This window comes from Enterobacter kobei, assembly GCF_001729765.1.
Lineage (GTDB): Bacteria > Pseudomonadota > Gammaproteobacteria > Enterobacterales > Enterobacteriaceae > Enterobacter > Enterobacter kobei.
Genome location: NZ_CP017181.1, coordinates 3,980,432 through 4,003,807, shown reverse-complemented (window position 1 = coordinate 4,003,807; position 23,376 = coordinate 3,980,432). Strand labels below are relative to the sequence as shown.

Sequence of the window (23,376 nt, the reverse complement as noted above, 5' to 3'; positions counted from 1 at the left end):
TAGCCTTCAGGAATCGTCGGCGAGGAACAGCTCAAGAAGGGAATTTAAGAACAGTTTGCCGTGCTCGGTGATCTGCCAGTAATCTTCACACTCAGTCAGATACCCCTGCGCCAGCGCCTCGTCAATCTGAGGACGAATCACTGACTCCGGCAGACCGGTGTAACGCGCAAATTCCGCGCGCGGCGCGGCTTCCAGCAGGCGGAAGCGGTTCATAAAGAACTCAAACGGTTTATCCGCCGCCTCAACGTCGTGCTGGCGCTCGAGATAACGGCCTTCCATATACCCTCGCGGGTGGCGGGTTTTGGCGGTACGCAGAATACGACCGTCCGGGAAAGTCACCTTACCGTGCGCGCCGCAGCCAATTCCCAGGTAGTCGCCAAAACGCCAGTAGTTCAGGTTGTGCTGACACTGATACCCCGGTTTCGCATACGCAGACGTCTCGTACTGCTGATACCCCGCAGCGGTTAACAACTGGTGGCCCTGCTCGAAAATATCCCACAGCGCGTCGTCATCCGGCAGAACCGGAGGACGGGAACCAAACAGCGTGTTGGGTTCAATGGTGAGCTGATACCAGGACAGATGCGGCGGGTTAAGTTCAATCGCCTGGCGCAGATCGTCCAGCGCTTCGTCGAGCGACTGGTCCGGCAGGCCGTGCATCAAATCGAGGTTAAAGCTGCGCAGACCCAGTCCTGTCGCCAGGTTTGCCGCACGCTTTGCTTCCTCAGGGCCGTGAATGCGCCCCAGGCGCTTCAGTTTTGGCTCGCTAAAGCTCTGCACGCCGATGGAAATACGGTTCACGCCTGCACGCTGATACTCGACAAAACGATCGGCCTCAACGGTACCGGGGTTGGCTTCCATCGTAATTTCAGCATCCGCGGCCAGGTTCAGGCGCGCACGCACGCCGTCCAGCAGCGTCTGCATCGCCGGGCCTGACAGCAGGCTCGGCGTACCGCCACCAATGAAAATGGTCTTAACTTCACGTCCCTGTGCGTAAGGTACATCGGCGTCCAGGTCAGCCAGCAGATGCGCAACGTAGTCATCGTGCGGCACTTCACCTTTCAGCGCGTGCGAGTTGAAATCGCAGTACGGGCATTTCTGCACGCACCACGGGATGTGAATATAAAGACTCAGAGGTGGCAAATTAGCCATTACGCAGTGCTTCCAGTAACAGTTTCAGTGCGCGCCCACGGTGGGAAATCGCGCTTTTCTCTTCGCGGGTCAGTTCCGCTGCGGTTTTGCCCTCGGACGGGACAAAGAAAATCGGGTCGTAGCCAAAACCGCCGTTGCCCGCAGCTTCACGGGTAATCACGCCCGGCCAGCTACCGTGGCAGACGATCGGCGTCGGGTCCTCTGCGTGACGCAGATAGACCAGCACGCAGTGGAACTGTGCGGTCCGCTGTTCATGCGGTACGTCTTTCAGGGCAACAAGCAGCTTTTCCAGATTCTGCTGGTCGGTTGCATCAACACCGGAATAACGAGCAGAGTAAATCCCCGGCGCGCCGCCAAGAAAATCGACAGCCAGACCGGAGTCATCGGCAATGGCGGGCAAACCGGTAATCTGCGCGGCATGGCGTGCTTTCAGGATCGCATTTTCAATAAACGTCAGCCCCGTCTCTTCGGCAGAATCTACGCCAAGATCGGTCTGAGCGACCACATCCAGCCCAAAATCATTTAATAGCGAGGCCAACTCGCGCACTTTACCGGCGTTGCCGGTCGCGAGAACAACTTTCTGCATGGTTTAGTCCTGTTCTGTCAAAGCCGCGACTTCCGTCGGGATGGATTGCGGGTTGAGGATTTTTACCTGTTTATGCCGCCCCAGTTCGCCTTTTTCAATGATGACCTGGCTTTTGGCCACGCGAAACTGTTTTGCCAGATATTTGGTCAGATGCGCGTTTGCCTGACCGTCAACCGGCGGGGCGGTGATGGCGACTTTTAACTCGTCGCCATGCAGTCCAACAATACTGTCACGGCTGGCTTTCGGCTGAATATACAGCCGCAAAACCAGCCCGTCAGCGCAGGTGCTTACGGCACTCATAGCGCCATCCACAGCCCCGGCAACAGCATGTCGCCCGTAGACTGCAGCAGTTCAGCGATCCCCATGTTGATCACATAGAGCAGCAGAACCAGAATCATCGGGGAGAAGTCGATGCCGCCCATAGAGGGAAGTAAGTTACGGATCGGACGCAGCAGCGGCTCGGCCAGCTGAATCAGGGCATACTCTACCGGGCTACGCCCCTGGCTCACCCAGCTCATGATGGCCATCACCAGCAGCACCCAGAAAATCAGCAGACCGACGGTTTTGATCAGAATCAGCACGGCGGCAATCCAGATAATCGGCTGGAAGGTGATGACCATAAACAGCACGATGGCTTTGATAACGCTAAGAATAAACGCTACCAGCAGCGAAGCGCTGTCGATGGGACCCATGGCCGGGATAATACGGCGCAGGGGCCCGACAATAGGTTGCGTGATTTTCACGACAAACTGGGAGAACGGATTGTAAAAATCACAACGGGCCCACTGCATCCAGACGCGCAGCAAAAGCGCCATCGTATACAGCTCAATGACCGTTGAGAGCAGGAAAGTCAACGTCTTCATGGCGTTCCTCAAGTTTCCTTATTATTTGGAGTAGTCGCGCGCACCGAAAATGGCGGTACCGATGCGCACCATAGTGCTGCCTGCCGCGATGGCGGCTTCCATATCATCCGACATGCCCAGAGAAAGCGTGTCTACCGTGTTGTAGCGCGCTTTAAGCGCCTCAAATGCTACAGCCATTTGCTGTGCCACGGCAAACTGCCTTTCATAACTTGACTCTGGCGCCGGAATAGCCATCAGCCCACGCAGGGTTAAGCGTGGCAGGGCGGCCACGTCTGCGGCCAGCGCATCCAGCTCGCTTAGCGCAATGCCGGACTTGCTATTTTCGTCGCTGATGTTGATTTGTATCAGCACGTTAAGCGCTGGCATCTCTGCCGGGCGTTGTTCGTTCAGGCGTGTGGCAATGCGCAGACGGTCAATCGTATGGCACCAGTCGAAGTGCTCTGCCACCAGACGGCTTTTGTTCGACTGCAGTGGACCAATAAAGTGCCACTGAAGATCCGTATTCCCCTTTTCCCGGAAGTCGCGAATTTTATCCACGCCTTCCTGCACGTAGTTCTCACCAAATGCGCGCTGGCCTGCATCAATCGCTTCTGCGATGGCGCTCGCAGGCTTGGTTTTGCTGACTGCAAGGAGCGTAATTTCTTCTGAAGCACGGCCGCAACGCGTTGCGGCAGCTGAGATTTTGTCCCGGACCTGTGCCAGGTTATGCGCAATGTCGTTCATTTTCCGAGGAGTAGTCTATGGATGTGGAAGAAATGGTGGCCCTTAGTGTAAATCATAACGTCTCCGATCTACACCTGTGCAGTGATTCGCCACCCCGCTGGCGCCGGTCAGGACGCCTTGAACCCGCGCCGTTTCCGCCGCCAGATGTCGGGGCGTTATTAAAAGCGTGGCTCAATGATGAGCAGCAGGGAAGCTGGTGGGCTCACGGTCAGGTCGATTTTGCCGTGACGGTGGCAGAAGGCCAGCGTCTGCGCGGGAGTGCGTTTAAGCAGATTAACGGGGTGTCCATCGCCCTGCGGTTGCTGCCACGCACCTGTTCGCCACTCTCTTCGCTGGGCGTGCCGCGTGCCATTCCGGAACTGTTATCCAGTGACAACGGGTTGATTCTGGTGACGGGGGCGACCGGCAGCGGCAAATCCACCACTCTGGCGGCGATGGTCGATTTTCTCAACCACCATACTGACGGGCATATCCTCACGCTTGAAGATCCGGTGGAGTATCTGTACCGGAGCGAACGCTGCCTGATTCAGCAGCGGGAAATAGGTCAGCACTGCCCGTCTTTTGTCGAGGCGCTGCGCGGAGCGTTACGCGAGGATCCAGATGTGATTTTGCTGGGGGAGCTGCGTGATGCAGAGACGATCCGTCTCGCGTTGACGGCGGCGGAGACCGGGCATCTGGTGCTGGCGACACTGCATACGCGGGGTGCCTCGCAGGCCATTGAGCGGCTGGTGGACACCTTCCCGGCGCAGGAGAAAGACCCGGTACGTAACCAGCTGGCCGGTAGCCTGCGTGCGGTGCTGGCACAGAGGCTGCTTCCCGACCTGCAGGGTGGGCGTGTCGCGCTGTATGAACTGCTGGTGAATACCCCGGCGGCGGCAAATCTGATTCGTGAAGGAAAAACGTGGCAACTGCCCGGTATCATTCAAACAGGCCAGCAGGCGGGAATGCAGAACTTTGATCAGAGCGTGGCGGAGAGACGGGCGCAGGGGCGGCTATAGGCCCCTGAGATTAATAGCCCTGTTCGAAATAGCTTTCGAGGATGATGACGGCAGAGGCGGAGTCTACGCTGCCTTTGTTGAGCGCCCGGAAGCCACCATGCTCAAACAGGCCAGCACGCGCTTCGACGGTGCTAAGACGCTCGTCGTGAAGCTTCACGGAGACGCCAAAGCGGCCATGGATTTTATTGGCGAACTTACGCGCGCGGGCGGTAAGGGGTTGTTCGGTGCCGTCCATATTCAGCGGCAGCCCAACGATAACATCATCCGGTTGCCACTCTTTCAGCAGACGTTCGATAAGATTCCAGTCAGGCGTGCCGTCGTTGGCCTTCAGGGCCGTGAGCGGACGCGCGGTACCGGTGATGCGCTGACCCACAGCGACGCCAATGCTTTTGGTACCAAAATCAAAGGCCAAAAGTGTTCCGCTCATCAGGCGTGCCCCGCGACACCAGGCATGGTCAGAATATCAATGCCAATCAGTTTTGCCGCATCGCGCCAGCGATCGGCTATCGGGGTTTTAAACAGAATATTCATGTCCGCTGGTGCGGTAAGCCAGGCGTTATCGAGGATTTCCTGCTCAAGCTGGCCTTTCTCCCACGACGAGTACCCCAGCGCCACCAGCACTGCGGAAGGCTGTTCTGCGGTACCCAGCGTTTCGAGCACGTCGCGCGAGGTGGTGATCACGGTGTTATCGGAGATGCGGATACTGGAAGAGAATACCGGCGGGGTATGCAGGATAAAGCCGCGATCTTCTGCAAGTGGTCCACCCAGCATCACCGGTTTATCAAGCCGGATCTCCGGCAGTCGCGCTTCAGCCGGGATTTTCAGCTTGTCCAGAATCCCTTCAACCTGCAGGTTTTCCAGCGGCTTATTGATGATAATGCCCATCGCGCCGTCTTCATTGTATTCACAAATATAAACCACGGCGCGGCGAAAAATCGGATCCTGGAGAGCAGGCATGGCAATAAGAAAGTGATGCTGTAAATTCATTGTCAGAGGTACTGTTTCCTGGTTTAAAAAGCGACAGCGCCCAGTATGGGGATAAAGCCGGGCGCTGTCACAGATTATTTCTGTAAACGTTTTTCGATAGCGTCCATCAGCATTCCGGTGATCGAGATCGGGAACTCCGCTTCGATTTCGCGAATGCAGGTTGGGCTGGTGACGTTCACTTCCGTCAGGCGATCGCCAATGATGTCCAGGCCAACAAAGATCAGGCCTTTGGCTTTAAGCGTTGGGCCAACGCGGCGGGCAATTTCCCAGTCGCTTTCTGTCAACGGGCGCGGCTCACCGCGTCCACCGGCCGCCAGGTTACCGCGCGTTTCGCCACCTTGTGGGATACGTGCCAGGCAGTAAGGTACGGGTTCGCCATCCACGACCAGAACGCGTTTGTCGCCATCTTTAATGGCGGGCAGATAGTTCTGGGCCATGCAGTAGCGGGTACCCAGTTCGGTCAGGGTTTCGGCAATCACGCCAATGTTCGGGTCGCCTTCCTTCACGCGGAAAATAGACGCGCCGCCCATGCCGTCCAGCGGCTTCATGATGATATCGCCGTGTTTTTGCCAGAACTCCTTCAACTGAGCTTTGCTGCGGGTCACCAGCGTTTCAGGCGTCAGGTCTGAGAACCAGGCGGTATAAAGCTTCTCGTTGCAGTCGCGCAGGCTCTGCGGCTTATTGACGATCAGCGTCCCTTTCTCTTCGGCACGCTCAAGGATATAGGTGGAGTAGATGTATTCGGTGTCGAACGGCGGATCTTTACGCATCAGAATAACGTTGAGATCGGCCAGGGCAATATCCTGCTCGGTGCCAAACTCGTACCATTTGTCGTAGTTCTGCTCGACGTTAACGATGCGGGTACGCGCGCGGGCTTCACCGTTGATCAGGTAAAGATCGTTCATCTCCATATAGTGGAGCTCATAGCCGCGACGCTGCGCTTCCAGCAACATAGCGAAGCTGGAATCTTTCTTGATGTTAATGTTTGCGATGGGGTCCATCACGATGCCGAGCTTAATCATGTTCTTCTCCGTTTATACTTCAACCCAGATCGCCAAACCGTACCTGTAGCGCGGTAATGGCCGTGAGTGCCGTTGTCTCAGTGCGCAGAACGCGAGGTCCCAACAGAATATCAGTAAACTGGTAACGCGCCGTCATCGCAATTTCTTCCGCCGACAGGCCGCCTTCGGGGCCAATCAGCAGGCGTACACGTTCAACGGGCAGCGGCAGCGTATTAATGCTGGCGCTGGCGCGCGGATGAAGATTGAGCTTCAGCCCGCTCTCCTCTTCGGCACACCAGTCCTCCAGGTCCATTGCCGGGCGGATCTCCGGTATGCGGTTGCGGCCGCTCTGTTCACACGCCGCAATGGCAATTTTCTGCCACTGCTGGATCTTTTTGTTCAGACGTTCCGCATCCAGTTTAACGCCACAGCGCTCGGAAAAAAGTGGCGTAATGAGGCTTACACCCAGCTCAATGGATTTTTGAATGGTGAATTCCATCTTTTCCCCGCGCGACATCACCTGGCCCAGGTGGATGTGCAGCGGCGATTCACGATCGTCCACTTCACCGCGCAACACATTCACATGTACGCTTTTTTTATCCGCCCGGGTGATTTCCGCCTCGAAAATCTGATTAGAGCCGTCGAAAAGCTGTATTGCCTGGCCAGCCCCCATGCGCAGCACGCGGCCAACGTGGTTGGCCGCGTCGTCAGACAGGGCGATTTCGCGACCTGCGGTAATCAGTTCAGGGTGGTAAATGCGAGGAATGCGCATAGTCAGAAATTCCATATGTCATGCGAGATAAGCGAATTGCCGTAGTGTAGGTTAGCTCTTTTGCGCCTGGCAAGCCCGCTGGACGTACGGGTTATGATTCCCCTGGACTCTGGCGATGCGTTCGTCGCGCTGACATTCCCACTCCGTCACCGGATATTGCTTATCCCACGCATTGAACAACTGCGTCTGTTGACGGGAGAGGTTGAGGTCGTAGCGGTCACGCATGTAGAAGTAGGTGCGGGCGATGCTGCCGCGCGCGCGGGCAGGCGGCTCGGCGACTTTTTCTTTAAAATCCACCTTCATGCCGCACTGGCCATATTGGCCTTCGCCACCGTTCCACTGGCTGTACATAAAGTTGCCGCGGTCACCGTTCACTTCACCCACGGCGGGCTGCAGGTTATGCATATCGCTTTCCATCTGGCGGTAGACAGGATCTTTAGAACAGTTTTTACGACCGCCATCCTGCCAGCACTGGCGCTGGTGGCCAAACTGCCATGCCGGAACGACATGTTCCCATTCGATGCGGCTGGCGCGGTTTTCGTTTTTACGCACCTTATAGCCGCAGGACTCCAGGTCCACGACCCCTTTTTTACCATGCCAGTTAATTTTACAGCCGCAGTAGAAATCGCCCGGCACATCGGCGTTCACCTTCACGCCTGCTGCCTTGGCCTGGGAAAAACTGTTGATACCATCGGCCAGAGCATGGCCTGAGAACGCTGTCGTCAGAAAGGCGACCGCGAGAGAAAAATTACGGGACATCTTACACTCCGTGTCAAAACGAGCCCGCAACGTAACGAATGTTTTTCCTGTATGCAATCAGTCAGATCAGGAAAGTTCCTGAATGTTCAAATGATTACTCCGCAATAAGCGGTTCGCCGCATTTGACGCAGCGGTAGGTCGCCTCGCCGCGGACCACGCGATTATGGCGGCGGACGGTAAGCTGATGCTGCTGACACTGGCAGCGGTAGGGGAACGTATTGCGACGTACAGATTCCAGCTCGAACTGATGAGTTCTGCGCGCCGGAACGCCCAGTACTGCCTCCATCATCCACTTCCACTCTTTTCCGTGCGGCGCGACGCGACCAAAATGTTTCCACACCAGGAGGTGAGCCAGCTCATGCGGCACCACTTCCTCAATAAACGCCTGCTGGTTTTCCATCATCAACACCGGGTTCAGGCGGATCTCATACGATTCCAGCCAGGCAGTACCCGCCGCGGTGCCACGCTGCTGATAGACGAGCTTCGGTTCAGGGTAATTCCGACCGAGCTTCAGGTTCGCCTGGGCGAGTTTTTCCCGCAGGCTGCGCATAACGGCTTGCTGAAGGGCGATGGGGAGACGGGGAGCTTTCATAGGGGCAGAGCATAAAGCGCGAAGCGGGGAGGCGCAAGAGGCGCCTCCCGCAAGAGGATTAGTCGTGTGCGCCGATTTCGCGCAGTGGACGACCTTTCATCAGGTTACGTTCAATATGTTCCAGTGAAACATGTTTGGTTTCTGGAACCAGCCAGATGGTCAACACAATAAAGAAGATGTTCAGACCGGCGTAGACCCAGAAGGTGTTGGCATTGCCCAGGGTATTGAGCATGGTCAGGAACGTCGCGCCGACGATCATGTTGGCAATCCAGTTGGTTGCAGTTGAGCAGGTGATACCAAAATCACGCCCTTTCAGCGGCTGGATCTCAGAACACAGTACCCAAATCAGCGGACCGGCGCTCATCGCGAACCCGACGATAAACATCAGCAGCATGCCTACCGCAAAATACTGTGCGGTTGGGGAGTGGATGCCGACGTGCATCATGGTGCCCAGCACGCCCATACCGATCGCCATGACCAGGAAGCCCAGCGTCAGGGTAGGTTTACGTCCCCAGCGGTCCACCAGGCCGATCGCGATAAAGGTCGCCAGCACGTTGGTCAGGCCGACGATGACGGTGCCCCACATCTGCTCGGTGGTGTTGGTATAACCCGCCAGCTCAAAGATTTTTGGCGCGTAATACATGATGACGTTCATCCCGGTGAACTGTTGCATCACCTGCAGCAGCACGCCGAGGAATACTGCGCGACGGAAGTTGCTGTTCTCTTTAAACAGCGCCCAGCCAGACTGCTTCACCTTCAGGCTTTCGCGGATCTCTTCCAGCTCGTTTTTCGCCTCCGCACTGGTGTCGCGCAGGCGCAGCAGCACCCGTTCGGCATCGTGGAAGCGGCGCTTTGCGGCAAACCAGCGTGGGCTGTCCGGCAGGAAGAAGACGCCAATCAGCAGCAAAATGGCCGGGATGATGATCACGCCAAGCATCCAGCGCCATGCGCCGCTGTAGCTGAACGCGGTATCGGAAAGATAAGCCCCGAGAATACCGATGGTAATCATCAGCTGGTACATCGAAATCATACTGCCGCGAATTTTCTCTGGCGCAATTTCAGAGAGATAGAGCGGGGCGGTGTAGGACGCGACGCCGACGGCCAGCCCCAGCAGTACGCGGGAAAGAATAAGCACTTCAACGTTAGGGGCGGCAGCAGAGAAGAGTGAACCGGCGACGAAGAGAATGGCACCAATCATTAGGCTCTTTTTACGTCCGAGCTTGAAGGAGAGCCAGCCGCTGCCGACAGCACCAACCGCTGCGCCAAACATCATCGAGCTGACCACCCATTCCTGGGTATGCGCGTTAATCTGGAATTCGTCTGCGATGAAGGGAAGGGCGCCAGCAATCACGCCGATATCCAGGCCAAAAAGTAAACCTGCCAGGGCGGCGAGGAAGCAGACGAAGAATGTCATCGCCTTGTTGGACGTACGCCCCTGTTTTTTATTGTCAGGCATTATGCCCTCCAGTTGGGTTATCAGTTTTATTGATGTTAAGGGTAGGTGAGTGACCCGTAAAAATATGTGAGATTAATCACATTGGTGTAATCGGTTACACTGGTGTGTAACCGTAAAAATTATTAAAGCTTTGAAAATATAGAGGTAAATGAGGTGATATGCATCGCGAAAGAATACATTTCAGACTTAACTGAAAGGAAATGTAACAGCACAAGAAATGCCATCACGCAAAGAGATTATTCCGAAAGCGAGGCACATGGACTGGCGTGTAAGCGGTTCCAAACATTGCCGGGTGGCGGCTGCGCCTTACCCGGCCTACAAAAGCTCCATACCCCGTAGGTCGGGTAAGGCGCAGCCGCCACCCGACACAAAAAAAGCCAGCACAAAGGCTGGCTTTTTTAACGCTCTTGTCAGTCGATTATTTCAGACCGGCAGCTTCACGCAGCAGGGCGGCTTTGTCGGTTTTTTCCCATGGGAAATGTTCACGACCAAAGTGACCGTATGCCGCGGTTTCTTTGTAGATTGGGTGCAGCAGATCCAGCATCTGAATCAGTCCGTATGGACGCAGGTCGAAGAACTCGCGTACCAGCAGGGTCAGCTGTTCTGAAGGCACTTTCTCGGTACCGAAGGTTTCAACCATGATGGAGGTTGGCTCAGCCACGCCGATGGCGTAAGAAACCTGAATCTCACAGCGGTCTGCCAGGCCGGCAGCAACGATGTTTTTCGCAACATAACGTGCCGCGTATGCCGCAGAGCGGTCAACTTTAGACGGATCTTTACCAGAGAACGCACCGCCGCCGTGACGTGCCATGCCGCCGTAGGTATCAACGATGATTTTACGTCCGGTCAGACCGCAGTCACCCATTGGGCCGCCGATAACAAAGCGTCCGGTTGGGTTGATGAAGAATTTGGTCGCAGAGCTCAGCCATTCGGTCGGCAGAACCGGCTTGATGATCTCTTCCATCACGGCTTCTTGCAGGGATTTCTGGTCAATCTCTTCGGAATGCTGGGTAGACAGTACCACTGCATCGATGCCAACGATTTTGCCGTCATCGTACTGGAAGGTGACCTGGCTTTTTGCATCCGGGCGCAGCCACGGCAGGGTGCCGTTTTTGCGTACTTCAGCCTGACGCTGTACCAGACGGTGCGCGTAGGTGACCGGGGCTGGCATCAGCACGTCGGTTTCGTTGGTCGCGTAGCCAAACATCAGGCCCTGGTCGCCCGCGCCCTGTTCCAGTGGATCGGCACGGTCAACGCCCTGGTTGATGTCTGGAGACTGTTTGCCAATGGCGCTCAGCACCGCGCAAGAGTTGGCATCAAAGCCCATATCAGAATGCACATAACCGATTTCACGCACCGTGTTACGGGTGATCTCTTCGATATCAACCCATGCGCTGGTGGTGATCTCACCGCCAACCAGAACCATGCCAGTTTTGACGTAGGTTTCGCACGCGACGCGCGCTTTAGGATCCTGCGCCAGGATCGCATCCAGCACCGCATCGGAGATTTGGTCAGCAATTTTATCAGGATGTCCTTCTGATACGGACTCGGACGTAAACAGGTGTTTTGCCATGTTTTATTTCACCTAAGAGGAATTTGGTTAGCTCAAGCTGCTGTGTGGAATAGCCAAAGGAGATCATTCTACCAAGGCCTGCAGGTTTTTGACACTGGCAGTATGAGTGTTAATCAGTATAGATGGATTAACATCTGGATGGCTATTTTAGGTCACTTCTTCGCCCGATTTCCAGTTTTTTTTGATTCATCTCTCACGGCGTTGAAATGTCTGCTGGAAATTTTTCCTGACGGCGCTGGCAACCCACGCATTTTTGTTTTGCTTTTTAGCCCCCTTCTCGGTATAAAACGCGGCGCGCGGCTCATACAAAATAAGCGCTCGATGAACTCATCGAGTCGCCACTTCCAGCCGGGTTAAGCAGTGAACTTTTAGCTTTGGCTTGGGGTCCGTTTCAGCAGAGGCGGCCGTGGAGGTGATACGAGATAATGAACCATCGTTTTCCGCTAATTCAGCGCAGCCGTTCTGGCGCGCATTTGATTCCCGCAACCCGCATTTCTAGTCTGCAAACCTGCCGATGTTATACCCATCTCGGCGCTTCTCAGGATTCCAGGGCCGGTCAGGCTGTGTGAAAACTGAACAAGGGCGCTCTTGTTAATACAAGAGTTTTCTCGTGGTTTCGCCGAACCTTGTCATACAGAGTTCGGATACGTGTTTTACAATGATATGAATAAGAAACCGGTCGCACGGTCTGGATTTCAGCATACTCTGCTGGGAAACGGAGCCGTTTATGGGTTGTTATCGCCGTATAACGCTGCGATAGTAGTCAACTGTTTTACACTTAATACAAAGAGTTGAGGTTCGCTATGTCTGACGACATGTCTTCTTTTTCGCCTTCGTCAGCGGGCGAACAGGGTGTACTACGTTCTATGCAGGAGGTTGCGATGAGCTCCCAGGAAGCCAGCAAGATGCTGCGCACATACAATATTGCCTGGTGGGGCAATAACTACTACGACGTCAACGAACTGGGCCACATCAGCGTTTGCCCGGATCCGGACGTCCCTGAAGCGCGCGTGGACCTCGCCAAACTGGTGAAAGCCCGTGAAGCACAGGGCCAGCGTTTGCCTGCACTGTTCTGCTTCCCGCAGATCCTGCAACATCGCCTGCGTTCTATTAACGCCGCCTTCAAGCGCGCGCGTGAATCCTACGGCTATAAAGGCGACTACTTCCTGGTTTACCCGATTAAGGTGAACCAGCACCGCCGCGTGATTGAGTCCCTTATCCACTCCGGCGAGCCGCTGGGCCTCGAAGCCGGCTCCAAAGCGGAGCTGATGGCGGTTCTGGCGCATGCGGGCATGACCCGTTCGGTCATTGTCTGTAACGGCTACAAAGACCGTGAGTACATTCGTCTGGCGCTGATTGGCGAGAAGATGGGCCACAAGGTCTATCTGGTTATCGAGAAGATGACTGAAATCGCGATCGTGCTGGAAGAGGCTGAACGTCTTAACGTGGTGCCACGCCTCGGCGTGCGTGCGCGTCTGGCGTCTCAGGGTTCCGGTAAATGGCAGTCCTCCGGCGGTGAAAAATCCAAATTCGGCCTCGCGGCGAACCAGGTACTGCAACTGGTGGAGATTCTGCGCGAGCGCGGTCGTCTGGACAGCATTCAGCTCCTGCACTTCCACCTCGGTTCGCAGATGGCCAATATTCGCGATATCGCCACCGGCGTGCGTGAATCAGCCCGTTTTTACGTTGAGCTGCACAAGCTTGGCGTGAATATTCAGTGCTTCGACGTGGGCGGTGGCCTGGGCGTGGACTACGAAGGGACCCGCTCGCAGTCTGACTGCTCGGTGAACTACGGTCTGAATGAATACGCCAATAACATCATCTGGGCGATCGGTGATGCCTGTGAAGAGCACGGCCTGCCGCACCCGACGGTGATCACCGAATCCGGTCGCGCGGTGACCGCGCACCATACGGTGCTGGTCTCTAATATCATCGGCGTTGAGCGTAGCGAAATTTCCGAAGCGACGCCGCCGCAGGATGATGCACCGCGTTCCCTGCAAAGCATGTGGGAAACCTGGCAGGAGATGCACGAGCCGGGCACGCGTCGCTCCCTGCGCGAATGGCTGCACGACAGCCAGATGGATCTGCACGATATTCACGTCGGCTACTCGTCAGGCACCTTCAGCCTGCAGGAGCGTGCGTGGGCGGAGCAGCTTTATCTGAACATGTGCCATGAAGTGCAGAAGCAGCTCGACCCGAGCAACCGCGCGCACCGTCCGATTATCGACGAGCTGCAGGAACGTATGGCGGATAAGATTTACGTCAACTTCTCGCTGTTCCAGTCGATGCCGGATGCATGGGGTATCGACCAGCTGTTCCCGGTTCTGCCGCTGGAAGGGCTGAACCACGCCCCGGAACGTCGCGCGGTGCTGCTGGACATCACCTGTGACTCCGACGGTGCTATCGACCACTACGTTGACGGCGACGGTATCGCCACCACCATGCCAATGCCGGAGTACGACCCGGAGAACCCGCCGATGCTGGGCTTCTTTATGGTTGGGGCGTACCAGGAGATCCTCGGCAACATGCACAACCTGTTCGGTGATACCGAAGCGGTTGACGTGTTTGTCTTCCCTGACGGCAGCGTGGAAGTTGAGCTGTCTGACGAGGGGGATACCGTGGCAGACATGCTGGAATACGTTCAGCTCGATCCGAAAACGCTGCTGACCCAGTTCCGCGACCAGGTGAAAAACACCGGTCTCGACGATGCATTGCAGCAGCAGTTCCTGGAAGAGTTTGAGGCGGGGCTGTACGGGTATACTTATCTCGAAGACGAATAATTATTCCGCCAGTTAAATATGAAAAGGGTCTGACCGTGGTCAGACCCTTTTTTATGGCTACATGAAAACCCCGCCGGTGAACGACGGGGAGAGGGGGGTTAACTCAGCTGTTCGTCCTGGAACGTAATGGTCACCTTCGCATAGATATTAATTGGCGTTTCCGCCATTAGCGGCAGCCACTGCTTCGGCTGTGCTGTTGCGCTCATATCGCCGTTCCACTGCTTGTGCTCAGGCGTTTTCGGCATGTCCATGCCGGTCTGACCGGTGGACGAACCTGGCGAGAGCTTGACGTCAGTGCCTTTCGGATTGCTCGACGGCGCCACGCCGTTGGTCATATCGCCGTTCCACTGCTTGTGCTCAGGCGTTTTCGGCATGTCCATGCCGGTCTGACCGGTGGACGAACCTGGCGAGAGCTTGACGTCAGTGCCTTTCGGATTGCTCGACGGCGCCACGCCGTTGGTCATATCGCCGTTCCACTGCTTGTGCTCAGGCGTTTTCGGCATGTCCATGCCGGTCTGACCGGTGGACGAACCCGGCGAGAGCTTCACGTCGGTGCCTTTCGGGTTGCTCGACGGCGCCACGCCGTTGGTCATGTCGCCGTTCCACTGCTTGTGCTCAGGCGTTTTCGGCATGTCCATGCCGGTCTGACCGGTGGAAGAACCCGGCGAAAGCTTGACGTCGGTGCCTTTCGGGTTGCTCGACGGCGCCACGCCGTTGGTCATGTCGCCGTTCCACTGCTTGTGCTCAGGCGTTTTCGGCATGTCCATGCCGGTCTGACCGGTGGACGAACCCGGCGAGAGCTTGACGTCGGTGCCTTTCGGGTTGCTCGACGGCGTGACACCGTTGGTCATGTCGCCGTTCCACTGCTTGTGCTCAGGCGTTTTCGGCATGTCCATGCCGGTCTGACCGGTGGACGAACCTGGCGAGAGCTTGACGTCGGTGCCTTTCGGGTTGCTCGACGGCGCCACGCCGTTGGTCATGTCGCCGTTCCACTTTCTGTGCTCTGGCGTTTTCGGCATATCTTTGCCGGTTTTACCGGTTGCAGAACCCGGAGAAAGCGTTGGGTAATTCGTATTTGGAACGTCCCATTTTTTCTTCGGCGTTGTGCTGTCAGCCGGTTTCGGCGCAGGCTTCAGATCGTCCGCTTTCGACGGCGTAACGGCAGGCACCGCTTCGCTGTGCGCGGTTTCAGACGGGGTGGTATCCGTCTTCGTCGTGCTGTCAGCCGGTTTCGGTGCAGGCTTCAGGTCATCCGCTTTCGACGGCGTAACGGCAGGCACCGCTTCGCTGTGCGCGGTTTCAGACGGGGTGGTATCCGTCTTCGTCGTGCTGTCAGCCGGTTTCGGTGCAGGCTTCAGGTCATCCGCTTTCGACGGCGTAACGGCAGGCACCGCTTCGCTGTGAGCGGTTTCAGACGGGGTGGTATCCGTCTTCGTCGTGCTGTCAGCCGGTTTCGGCGCAGGCTTCAGATCGTCCGCTTTCGACGGCTTAACGGCAGGCACCGCTTCGCTGTGCGCGGTTCCAGACGGGGTGGTATCCGTCTTCGTCGTGCTGTCAGCCGGTTTTGGCGCAGGCTTAAGATTGTCCGCTTTCGACGGCGTAACGGCAGGCACCGCTTCGCTGTGCGCAGGTTTCGCTGGCGTATCCTCTTTCTTCTTCGTGCCATCGCCTGAATGCTTCGACGAGCCGCCGCCATTGCGGTGGTCGCTCGGCGTATCGACGTCGTAACTGCCTTTTTTCTTCTTACCGATACCAGGATCCGCAAGGGTATAGGAGATATTGTTACCCGCTTCTTTTTCGTCACGGGTGACAACGGACATCTCATCCTTGTTGGTGTTGATCTCGCCAGTCGTACCTTTGCTGGTGGTGCCCCCCACGGAAATGGTGGATTTCTGCGTTTCGTTACGGTGGATCTCATCGACCGTATCCACGTAGATGTTAGCCGATGGAATGCCGCCTTTTTTACCCGGCAAACCACCGATACCTACGCCGCCACCGCCGTACAGGCCGTCCTGCTCAACGGTATCTTGCAGGTCTTTGGCGTTGATATTGCCCGCAACGTTGACGTTACCGGTGCCATTATCAGAGACGATATTGGCCCCCGCCATGTTGAGGTCGCCGCCGGTTTTCACCTGCACGTCCCCCGTGGTGTGAATGCCGGACTGCTTCGCGGTGGTTGCCGAGTCATAAGCCTCTGAGCCGCCGCCGCCGTTAACGGCCCCGGTAGGCATCACGCCTTTCGTCGACACGGCTACACCGACGGATGCACCCCAGTTGGCACGCTCGTTGTCCGTGTGAACCGTATCCTGAAGGGAGTTCACGGTCATATCCCCTGCAACATCCACGTCCGCGGTATTGGCGTCAATGTTGGCACCGCTCATGGTCATGTCGCCGCCGGACTTAATTTTGACGTCGCCTGCCGTAATGGTGCTGTTGGTGTAGCTGGTGCTGTTGCCTGTTCCGGTCTCTTTGCTGCCGCTGTAGTCGACAGACGCGCCGCCGCTCACGCCGGAGAGATCCACGCCCACCCCAGCCGAGATGCCCGCCGAGTGCTCCTCGGTGGTGTTGCTGTAGCTGGATGTGGATTTCGCCGCATTCATGTTCACATCGCCGCCTGCGTTAATTTCAACGTTCTGGCCGCTAATGTCTGTTCCGTTCAACGTGGTGTCTTTTTTGGTGTTGATCGAAACGTTATTGGCGCTGATGTGGTTAATGTTTTCCGCCGTGGAGGTGGAGGTCGAGTGCGATTTAGACGAACTGCCGCCAATGGTAACGGAACCGCCAGCCAGATCGTTGAGCAGCAGGTTAGAGGCCTCGCCCAGCACTTCCGCAGCCGTTGTTCCGGCGTTGGCAGACTGGCCTTCGGTGCCTTTTTCAATCAGGTTACCGGCTTTATCAAAGGTATCTACAAGGGTGCTGTGGGCTTCACCCGTGATACCAAACGACGTCGCTTTATGGGATGAGGTGTTTTTCATCTCATCTTCATATTTCGTGGTCGCGACGTCCTCGGCGTTGATGGTCAGGGCATTGCCCGCGCTGAGATCCGCCCCACCAATGTCAGCGGTCTTACCGGCTTCAATCATCCCGGACTGGCCAAAGTTGATTGCGGCATTGGTGTTCTTTTTGCTGTCGGTGACGGACGAGTCACTGGAGGTGCTCATGCCAAACGTGAAGCCAGCCGTATCATTCACCGGCGCACGGCCAGGCTTCTTGCCGATAGCGGAGGTGTCGGATTCTGATCCTGCGCTGACATAGTCGCCGGAGGTCGTTTCGGTGCTGCCGCCGTCCATGGTGCCGTAGCTGGTGTTAACCGACAGGCCGCCGCCGCTGACGCCCGCGCTGATGACAAACTCGCGTGACGAGCTGTGCTGTTCTTCGTGAGCAACGTCCTGGGACGTTTTGATCGTCACGTCATTTTCAGCGGTGATGCTGCCGGTCTGGGCGTTGTAGGTCCCCCCTTCCATCACCACGTCGTTTTTGGCCTCGATACTCATGTTGCCGCCAGCGGAAACATTCGCGCCAATGGCTTTGCCCGTGGTGGTTGAGGTATCAGACATCGTGTAGTTGAGCGCGCTTCTGACGTCGTTATCAATGATACGCGTGGCGTCAATTTCATGCAGGTCATTGAAGGTGACGTCGCCGTCGGTGGCCTTCATGCTTACATCCTGACCCGCCGTAATATCCGACGCGTTGGAGGTGATTGATTTAGCCTCCATGTTAATGCTGCCGCCTGCGGTAACGCCGTCCTCAAAGGCGTGGATCACCTGCTTGCCGCTCTCATCGCGCCCTACGCTGGCCGTCATGGTGATGTCACCCTGAGCTGCGGACATGTTCACGTCGCCCTCAGCGTTAATCGCCGCGCCGTTGTTATTGATATTGCCGCTGGTGCTGGACATATTGATGTCGCCGCCCGCAGAGATACCCGCGCTCATGCCGTTGCTAACGTTGTTGATATCCCCATCAGAGACCAGCGTCATGTCGCCTTTGGATGAGATTGTACCGTTGGCGTTATTGATGCTGTTCGCGTCGACGTTCATATCGCCACCGGCATGAACGGTCGCGGTGCCGCCGTTAACGTCTCCGCTCTCCATCTGACGAAGCGTTTCAGGGCACAGGTACACGACCGGGACCATCACGTCCACGCCGTTCACCGTCTGATTGACGAACCAGACGATATCGGCGTCCAGTCCGTTGCGCTGCTCCTCGGTCAGGGATTGACCAACAACCAGCCCCAGCTCGCTGTCCTGTGCTGCCAAGCCTGCATTATCCATCAGGGCCTGCACCAGCGCGTCGCCTTCCAGACCATCACGGATCGAAAAGAAACTGCCCACCGAGCTGTTGATCTCACGGCGGATCAATTCTGAGGTGAAGTAGTTATCACCAATAACGTTAACCGGCTTCTGCGGGTCATAGCCCACCTGATCGAAGAAGTAATCCGATCCTGTGTAAGCGCTCTGATCGATCATTGACGGACGCGTTTCAAAGATCGGAACGATATTGTTGGCTGGCCCCGGATAAGCCGTGCCATTTTTTTCCGCTTCGGCGGTTTTCTTAAAGTCGGTTGAGACTTCAAACATGCCCGGAATGGAGACCATATCCTTGATGGTTGGCATCGGGCTAATGCCCATCGCCAGCTCGTCAATTTTCTTGGTATTTACCTGGACATCGTAACCGGCAATGACCGTATCCACGGTGTATTCACCCACGTCGATATCGCTTACGTCGCTGTGGCTGTTAATCACCCCAGCGTCCGCAATACCGTTATCCAGCGTGCCGCCGTTATGCGTAAAGTTACCGCCCGCGGTGATCTCGCCTTTTTCAGAAGGAACGAAGTAGGTTTTATTGTTTTTTAATGCCTCATTATTGGAGGCTGTTACGCTCGCCCAGATACCGCACATTGTACCGTAGTCGGTGGTTTGCCAGGTTTCACCGAAGATGTCGGACATCATTTTGTTGAAAAGCGTGGACTCGTTGCCGGTCATCACGACGGCGTTGTACCAGAGCGCTTTTTCAGGGTCATCACTGCCTGTCTTACCGGCCGCTGCGCCATTGCCAAACTCGAAGTCGAGGAACTGGTAAAGAGTATCAAAGTTCCACGTTGACGTATGATAGGCGCCTAAATGCCACTGATAGGTGAGCCCGCCCTGCATCTCTAACGGCAGCTGCAGATAATCATAAATGGACATTTCACCGTATTCCGGTGAGTTGTAGATATCACCGGTAACCGTAATATCTTTCGCCGCCTGAATCAGACCACCTTTGTTTGTAATCTGTTTTCTGTCGTAGATATTGCGCTGGTTAATATTAATGTTGCCGCCCGCGCTGATCTCGGCCTGATGATCCAGTCTCAATCCCGAGGTCACAACCGGCATTGAGAAGTTAATCATGGTGTTAGATTTCGTCGCGAGATGCTCAACGGTGCTATATACCGCACTGGCGTTCTGATAACCCGTCATGGAGATTTCGTCGCCGGTATAGCTACTTTCGTTTCTGATGGATTCCGCGTCTAAATTCACGTCCTTCTCTGCGCGAATGATCCCGGCCTGGTTATGGATCTCCTTCGCGATAATCGACATATCGCCCATGCTGAGCACGTTACCCGACACGCCGTTGAAGAAAGTACCGTTACGGGCTTCCAGACTCATATCGCCCATCGTCCACAGCAGGCTACCGGCATTGTTGGTGATATTGCCCGCGGTGACGTTGAGATCGCCTCCGGTCACGATAGAGACGGCGTTGGTGAAATTACCGTCTGCATTCACGGTCAAATCGCCAATCGCTTCCATCTGGGTGCTATTGGTAAAGTCGCCGTGCGTGGCGATCGCCATCGCGCGTCCGGCGTAGATATTCTGGTTATTGGCGTCGAGGGTCAGGCTGTTGTCAACGCTAAGCGTGAGATCGCGTCCGGCCTCAAGAATACCGGCCGTGTTGTTCAGGCTGGCGAGAGTCAGCTGCAGATCCCGGTCGGCGGTGATGGAGGCGTTGGCATCGTTTTGCAGGTTTTTGGTCGCAACTGCAATATTTGTGCCCGCAATGACTGCTTCAGTGGTGTTTTTGATGTTGCCTGTCTGAACATTCAGCGAGGTCGTTTTTGCCCCTGCGAGCACGGCTTCATCGCTGTTGTTAAGGGTGTTCTTCACGTTCAGCGTCAGGTTGTTATCCGTCGAGACAATGGCCGCGCCACTCTCGTTGGTCACATTCTCTGACGTCACGATCACATCGCCGCCCGCCACCAGAGTCGAATTCGAACCATTTTCACTGCCGCTGTTGAGGAGCGAATTTGCCGCGACGGTTAACGCCCCATCAACGGCCTGAATCACCCCACCGGAGAGGTTAGTCAGTACGCCAACGGCGTTCAGCACCGTGTTCATGCTGGCCGTGATCACCGCCTGGCTGGAGTTGGTCAGGGAATCCACATCCTCGATCGTCAGGTTCCGCAGGGCCATGAGCACATGGTCGCTCCCGTCGTTCATCAGGCTTCGGATATTGCGGATAATCAGATCGGTGCCCGCCTGCACGACGCCGTTATTGTGCAGCGTGTCGCCGTTCTGCATCGTAATGCTGCCATCGCTGAGGATCACCGAGGCATTGTTCAGCGTATTCACACCGTCCAGGGTCATGTTGCCCGAGGCGAGGAGCGCCGCGTCAGTGCTGTTGTTCAGCGTACCCACGTTGTTCATGCTGAGGGCATGCTCAGACTGGATCACCGCACTGTTGCTGTTGTGGAGCGTATCCACATTGCTGATTGTTACGCTGCCGCTACCGACGATCGCGGCGCTGTTGGTGTTGGATACGTTTGTGATGTTCAGCATCGCCAGCGCACCGTCTGCAACCAGCTGAGACGCATCGTTGGTGAGGGTACCGATGTTGGACAGAGTGAGATTGCCGCTGCTGTAGAGGGTAGCATCGCTGATGTTATTCAGCGTGCCGATGTGGTCCAGCAGGATGGACGTTGCCTGAATGCCGGAGGCCGAGTTGGTCAGCGTTGTTGTGCCGGACAGATCCATCGCCCCACTCGCGAGCAGAACGGCGTCGCCCGTGTTGGTGAGAGTGGACATGTTGGTCAGGGTGACGTTTTTCCCCTGGATCCGGCTATTGTCGTTGGTCAGTGCAGTCGTCTGCGCGCCGTCCAGCGTAAGGTTTTCTCCCGCCAGGATCTCGCCGCCGTGGGTGTTATTTAATTGCTTACTGACGTTCAGCGCAACATCGCCCGCTGCGCTCAGGGTTCCGCCGTTGTTATTCAGCTTCGCCGCTTTCACCTGCGCTTTTTGTCTGGCGTTCAGCGTACCGCTGTTTTCAAGCGTCGCGTCGGCGTTGGACGCTGTCAGGGTAACGTTTTTCCCCTCGATTTTGCCCTGGTTCTTGATGGATTTACCGCTGGCAGTCAGGGAGACATCTTTTTCGTTGCTGATGATGTTACCGCTGTTGTCGACGTCGCCGCCGACGTTCAGGCTGACGGCTGCCGCATCACCCACGAGGGTGCCGCTGTTGGTCAAATTGCCGGTCGTGGTGACCTGCAGTGCGTCAGTGGTCGCACCGATGTTTCCACGGTTGTTCAGCGCGCTGGCGTTCATCACCAGCCGTTTTTCCGCGAAGATGCGGCCGTTGTTGTCCAGGTTGCCGACGCGGAGCGTCTGGTTATTGGATGCGTACAGCACGCCGTCGTTCTTCAGTGAGCCGGACGCAATCGTCAGGTCCCCCGTGGCGCTGACGGAGCCGCTGTTCACAAAGGCCTCTTTCAGGGTGAACTGCAGGGTGCCTTTTTTCGCCAGGACGCTGCCGCCGCCGTTATTCATGCTGCCTGCGGTAATCTGTACGTCACCGCTGTGGCTGATCACCTGGGTATCCGAGATCAGCGAGGCAAACGGCACTTCAACGCCGTTGACCTTCACAACGAAATCGCCGTTTTTCAGCGTCACGACGCCGTCTGCAATGACCTTGCCGTTGGCGTCCAGCGCCTGCAGTTTGCCGTTCAGGGTATACTGGCCCGCGACGTTAATCTGAATCGCCGGAACGGTGGTGGTGGTGCTGTTGGTTACCAGCGAGGCGGCATTTTGCACCAGCGAGCTGGCATCAATGCGGATTTTGCCGGTTGAGGCGATCACGTCGTTATTCAGCGTGATGCCCGCCAGGGCGTTCATGATAATGTCGTTTTTTGCCTGAACGCCGGAAGTGGATTTGTTCAGGGTGATATTCTTGCCGGAGAGCGACATATTTTTCTCGCTCGACAGGCTGGCGAGCGTAATGTCGCCATCCGCACTGATCTCGAGATCGCTGCTGGCGATAATGCCGCCGGCATGACGGACGCCCGCCCCGGATTCGGTGCTGATTAGCTGGATCTTTCCGCCGTACATGGAGCCAAGCGCGCTACCGTCGATAGCCACGGCCGGACCCCGTCCGTCGCCTTTGTTACGCACGGTGTGGCTACGGGTCGCAAGGTCGTAGTCGTTCTGGCCCGCCAGCACTTTGATGTCTGCTTTACCGGCAATTTCGCCTTCCAGCTGCGCGCTGCGGCTAACGATGTCAAAGTAGCCCAGCCCGTCGGTATTAATGCCCTGACCGGTGACGGATACCGCCCCTTTTTCGACCGCCAGCTTATAGGAACCGTCGTTATTTGCCTGCACTTTACCGGTGCTGAGGGTCAGGCTGTTGGCATTGATGGTGGTTGCGCCGTTCACGCTAATGCCGTTTTCGTTGGCAATGATGATGTCGGCCTTTTTACCGAAAACTTCCATCGTGCCGTTAATGTAGGACGCTTTCGCACCCGTTACTTCGCTGATAATGGCGCTGGCTTCGTGCTGCAGTTGGGCGTTTTTTACCGCATAGCCGCCAATTTTCGTTACGCCGTCCTGCATGCTGTTGTTAAAGATCATCCCCTGTTTTTCAACGTTAAATTCGTTGAATTTATTCATGGAGATGCCTTTCGCATTAGGATCGGCAATATTCACCACGGGCGTGCCGTTGGCCGCCTGGCCCATGGTAGGGCCTTTCGACTGACGATTATCAGGCGTGGTTGCCGCATCGACCGGGGCCGAGAAAATGCCGGCCAAAGACAGATATAATGGGCAGAGCCGCTTATGCAAATTGCGCGTGGTTATTTTTCCGCTGCGTGTGTTTTTGTTTTTCATTATTCTTCC

The 23,376-nt window shown here is 56.2% G+C and carries 19 protein-coding genes; 5 read left to right on the top strand and 14 right to left on the bottom strand.

Annotated elements, in window-relative coordinates; all coding sequences use genetic code 11:
* Positions 1–6: 6 nt before the first annotated feature.
* From hemW to BFV64_RS19310, 5 genes are read right to left on the bottom strand one after another with little or no spacing between them, the layout of a single operon-like run.
* Positions 7–1,149, bottom strand: a complete 1,143-nt coding sequence (hemW, locus tag BFV64_RS19330; protein ID WP_014885195.1) for a radical SAM family heme chaperone HemW — start codon at positions 1,147–1,149, stop codon at positions 7–9.
* Complete coding sequence (locus BFV64_RS19325) at positions 1,142–1,735, bottom strand: XTP/dITP diphosphatase (protein ID WP_063943588.1); 594 nt, start codon at positions 1,733–1,735, stop codon at positions 1,142–1,144. Before BFV64_RS19325 ends, hemW begins: the two co-directional genes overlap by 8 nt.
* 3 nt (positions 1,736–1,738) lie before the next feature.
* Positions 1,739–2,035 carry a DUF167 family protein YggU gene (gene yggU, locus BFV64_RS19320; RefSeq protein ID WP_014885193.1) on the bottom strand — a complete coding sequence of 99 codons (297 nt, stop codon included), beginning with the start codon at positions 2,033–2,035 and terminating at the stop codon, positions 1,739–1,741.
* Positions 2,032–2,598 carry a YggT family protein gene (locus BFV64_RS19315; protein WP_014885192.1) on the bottom strand — a complete coding sequence of 189 codons (567 nt, stop codon included), beginning with the start codon at positions 2,596–2,598 and terminating at the stop codon, positions 2,032–2,034. Before BFV64_RS19315 ends, yggU begins: the two co-directional genes overlap by 4 nt.
* Positions 2,599–2,619: 21 nt before the next feature.
* Positions 2,620–3,321, bottom strand: coding sequence for a YggS family pyridoxal phosphate-dependent enzyme (locus tag BFV64_RS19310; RefSeq protein WP_014885191.1), 702 nt, complete (start codon positions 3,319–3,321; stop codon positions 2,620–2,622).
* A gap of 17 nt (positions 3,322–3,338) precedes the next feature.
* On the opposite strand from BFV64_RS19310, the gene BFV64_RS19305 reads away from it, so the two are divergent.
* Positions 3,339–4,319 (top strand): type IV pilus twitching motility protein PilT, encoded by a 981-nt coding sequence (locus BFV64_RS19305; RefSeq protein ID WP_063943590.1) that lies wholly within the window; start codon positions 3,339–3,341, stop codon positions 4,317–4,319.
* 10 nt (positions 4,320–4,329) lie between these two features.
* On the opposite strand, the gene ruvX is transcribed toward BFV64_RS19305, so the two are convergent.
* From ruvX to metK, 8 genes are all read right to left on the bottom strand, one after another.
* A complete protein-coding gene (gene ruvX, locus BFV64_RS19300; RefSeq protein WP_006811925.1) occupies positions 4,330–4,746 on the bottom strand; it encodes a Holliday junction resolvase RuvX in 417 nt (138 codons plus the stop codon).
* The gene (locus BFV64_RS19295) at positions 4,746–5,306 is read right to left on the bottom strand and encodes a YqgE/AlgH family protein (protein WP_069602355.1); all 561 of its coding nucleotides are present in this window, start codon (positions 5,304–5,306) and stop codon (positions 4,746–4,748) included. The genes ruvX and BFV64_RS19295 overlap by 1 nt, the downstream gene beginning before the upstream one ends.
* A 74-nt stretch (positions 5,307–5,380) precedes the next feature.
* Positions 5,381–6,328 (bottom strand): glutathione synthase, encoded by a 948-nt coding sequence (gene gshB, locus BFV64_RS19290; protein ID WP_023331278.1) that lies wholly within the window; start codon positions 6,326–6,328, stop codon positions 5,381–5,383.
* A gap of 19 nt (positions 6,329–6,347) precedes the next feature.
* The gene (gene rsmE / locus BFV64_RS19285) at positions 6,348–7,079 is read right to left on the bottom strand and encodes a 16S rRNA (uracil(1498)-N(3))-methyltransferase (RefSeq protein ID WP_023337758.1); all 732 of its coding nucleotides are present in this window, start codon (positions 7,077–7,079) and stop codon (positions 6,348–6,350) included.
* 51 nt (positions 7,080–7,130) lie between these two features.
* Positions 7,131–7,838, bottom strand: a complete 708-nt coding sequence (endA, locus tag BFV64_RS19280) for a deoxyribonuclease I (RefSeq protein ID WP_045134810.1) — start codon at positions 7,836–7,838, stop codon at positions 7,131–7,133.
* A 94-nt stretch (positions 7,839–7,932) separates the two neighbouring features.
* On the bottom strand, positions 7,933–8,430 hold the full coding sequence (locus BFV64_RS19275; RefSeq protein ID WP_014885186.1) for a SprT family zinc-dependent metalloprotease: 498 nt from the start codon (positions 8,428–8,430) through the stop codon (positions 7,933–7,935).
* A 58-nt stretch (positions 8,431–8,488) separates the two neighbouring features.
* The gene (gene galP / locus BFV64_RS19270; protein ID WP_014885185.1) at positions 8,489–9,886 is read right to left on the bottom strand and encodes a galactose/proton symporter; all 1,398 of its coding nucleotides are present in this window, start codon (positions 9,884–9,886) and stop codon (positions 8,489–8,491) included.
* A 418-nt stretch (positions 9,887–10,304) separates the two neighbouring features.
* Positions 10,305–11,459, bottom strand: coding sequence for a methionine adenosyltransferase (gene metK / locus BFV64_RS19265; RefSeq protein WP_014885184.1), 1,155 nt, complete (start codon positions 11,457–11,459; stop codon positions 10,305–10,307).
* 138 nt (positions 11,460–11,597) lie between these two features.
* Here metK and BFV64_RS19260 point away from each other — a divergent pair, with 138 nt between their 5' ends.
* The 4 genes from BFV64_RS19260 to speA all read left to right on the top strand — a co-directional run bounded on the left by BFV64_RS19260 (position 11,598) and on the right by speA (position 14,239).
* Positions 11,598–11,816, top strand: coding sequence for a hypothetical protein (locus tag BFV64_RS19260; protein ID WP_014885183.1), 219 nt, complete (start codon positions 11,598–11,600; stop codon positions 11,814–11,816).
* Between the two features lie 68 nt (positions 11,817–11,884).
* Complete coding sequence (locus BFV64_RS26170; RefSeq protein WP_418251728.1) at positions 11,885–12,028, top strand: hypothetical protein; 144 nt, start codon at positions 11,885–11,887, stop codon at positions 12,026–12,028.
* 94 nt (positions 12,029–12,122) lie between these two features.
* Complete coding sequence (yqgB, locus tag BFV64_RS24610; RefSeq protein WP_127312443.1) at positions 12,123–12,254, top strand: acid stress response protein YqgB; 132 nt, start codon at positions 12,123–12,125, stop codon at positions 12,252–12,254.
* A gap of 8 nt (positions 12,255–12,262) precedes the next feature.
* The gene (speA, locus tag BFV64_RS19255; protein ID WP_014885182.1) at positions 12,263–14,239 is read left to right on the top strand and encodes a biosynthetic arginine decarboxylase; all 1,977 of its coding nucleotides are present in this window, start codon (positions 12,263–12,265) and stop codon (positions 14,237–14,239) included.
* Between the two features lie 98 nt (positions 14,240–14,337).
* Here speA and BFV64_RS19250 read toward each other — a convergent pair whose 3' ends face one another.
* Positions 14,338–23,367 (bottom strand): two-partner secretion domain-containing protein, encoded by a 9,030-nt coding sequence (locus BFV64_RS19250; protein ID WP_235611127.1) that lies wholly within the window; start codon positions 23,365–23,367, stop codon positions 14,338–14,340.
* Between the last annotated feature and the right edge of the window lie 9 nt (positions 23,368–23,376).

Coding starts and splice junctions, on each gene's coding strand:
- hemW (WP_014885195.1), bottom strand. CDS start 1,149: ATGGCTAATTTGCCACCTCTGAGTCTTTATATTCACATCCCGTGGTGC.
- BFV64_RS19325 (WP_063943588.1), bottom strand. CDS start 1,735: ATGCAGAAAGTTGTTCTCGCGACCGGCAACGCCGGTAAAGTGCGCGAG.
- yggU (WP_014885193.1), bottom strand. CDS start 2,035: ATGAGTGCCGTAAGCACCTGCGCTGACGGGCTGGTTTTGCGGCTGTAT.
- BFV64_RS19315 (WP_014885192.1), bottom strand. CDS start 2,598: ATGAAGACGTTGACTTTCCTGCTCTCAACGGTCATTGAGCTGTATACG.
- BFV64_RS19310 (WP_014885191.1), bottom strand. CDS start 3,321: ATGAACGACATTGCGCATAACCTGGCACAGGTCCGGGACAAAATCTCA.
- BFV64_RS19305 (WP_063943590.1), top strand. CDS start 3,339: ATGGATGTGGAAGAAATGGTGGCCCTTAGTGTAAATCATAACGTCTCC.
- ruvX (WP_006811925.1), bottom strand. CDS start 4,746: ATGAGCGGAACACTTTTGGCCTTTGATTTTGGTACCAAAAGCATTGGC.
- BFV64_RS19295 (WP_069602355.1), bottom strand. CDS start 5,306: ATGAATTTACAGCATCACTTTCTTATTGCCATGCCTGCTCTCCAGGAT.
- gshB (WP_023331278.1), bottom strand. CDS start 6,328: ATGATTAAGCTCGGCATCGTGATGGACCCCATCGCAAACATTAACATC.
- rsmE (WP_023337758.1), bottom strand. CDS start 7,079: ATGCGCATTCCTCGCATTTACCACCCTGAACTGATTACCGCAGGTCGC.
- endA (WP_045134810.1), bottom strand. CDS start 7,838: ATGTCCCGTAATTTTTCTCTCGCGGTCGCCTTTCTGACGACAGCGTTC.
- BFV64_RS19275 (WP_014885186.1), bottom strand. CDS start 8,430: ATGAAAGCTCCCCGTCTCCCCATCGCCCTTCAGCAAGCCGTTATGCGC.
- galP (WP_014885185.1), bottom strand. CDS start 9,886: ATGCCTGACAATAAAAAACAGGGGCGTACGTCCAACAAGGCGATGACA.
- metK (WP_014885184.1), bottom strand. CDS start 11,459: ATGGCAAAACACCTGTTTACGTCCGAGTCCGTATCAGAAGGACATCCT.
- BFV64_RS19260 (WP_014885183.1), top strand. CDS start 11,598: ATGGCTATTTTAGGTCACTTCTTCGCCCGATTTCCAGTTTTTTTTGAT.
- BFV64_RS26170 (WP_418251728.1), top strand. CDS start 11,885: ATGAACCATCGTTTTCCGCTAATTCAGCGCAGCCGTTCTGGCGCGCAT.
- yqgB (WP_127312443.1), top strand. CDS start 12,123: ATGAATAAGAAACCGGTCGCACGGTCTGGATTTCAGCATACTCTGCTG.
- speA (WP_014885182.1), top strand. CDS start 12,263: ATGTCTGACGACATGTCTTCTTTTTCGCCTTCGTCAGCGGGCGAACAG.
- BFV64_RS19250 (WP_235611127.1), bottom strand. CDS start 23,367: ATGAAAAACAAAAACACACGCAGCGGAAAAATAACCACGCGCAATTTG.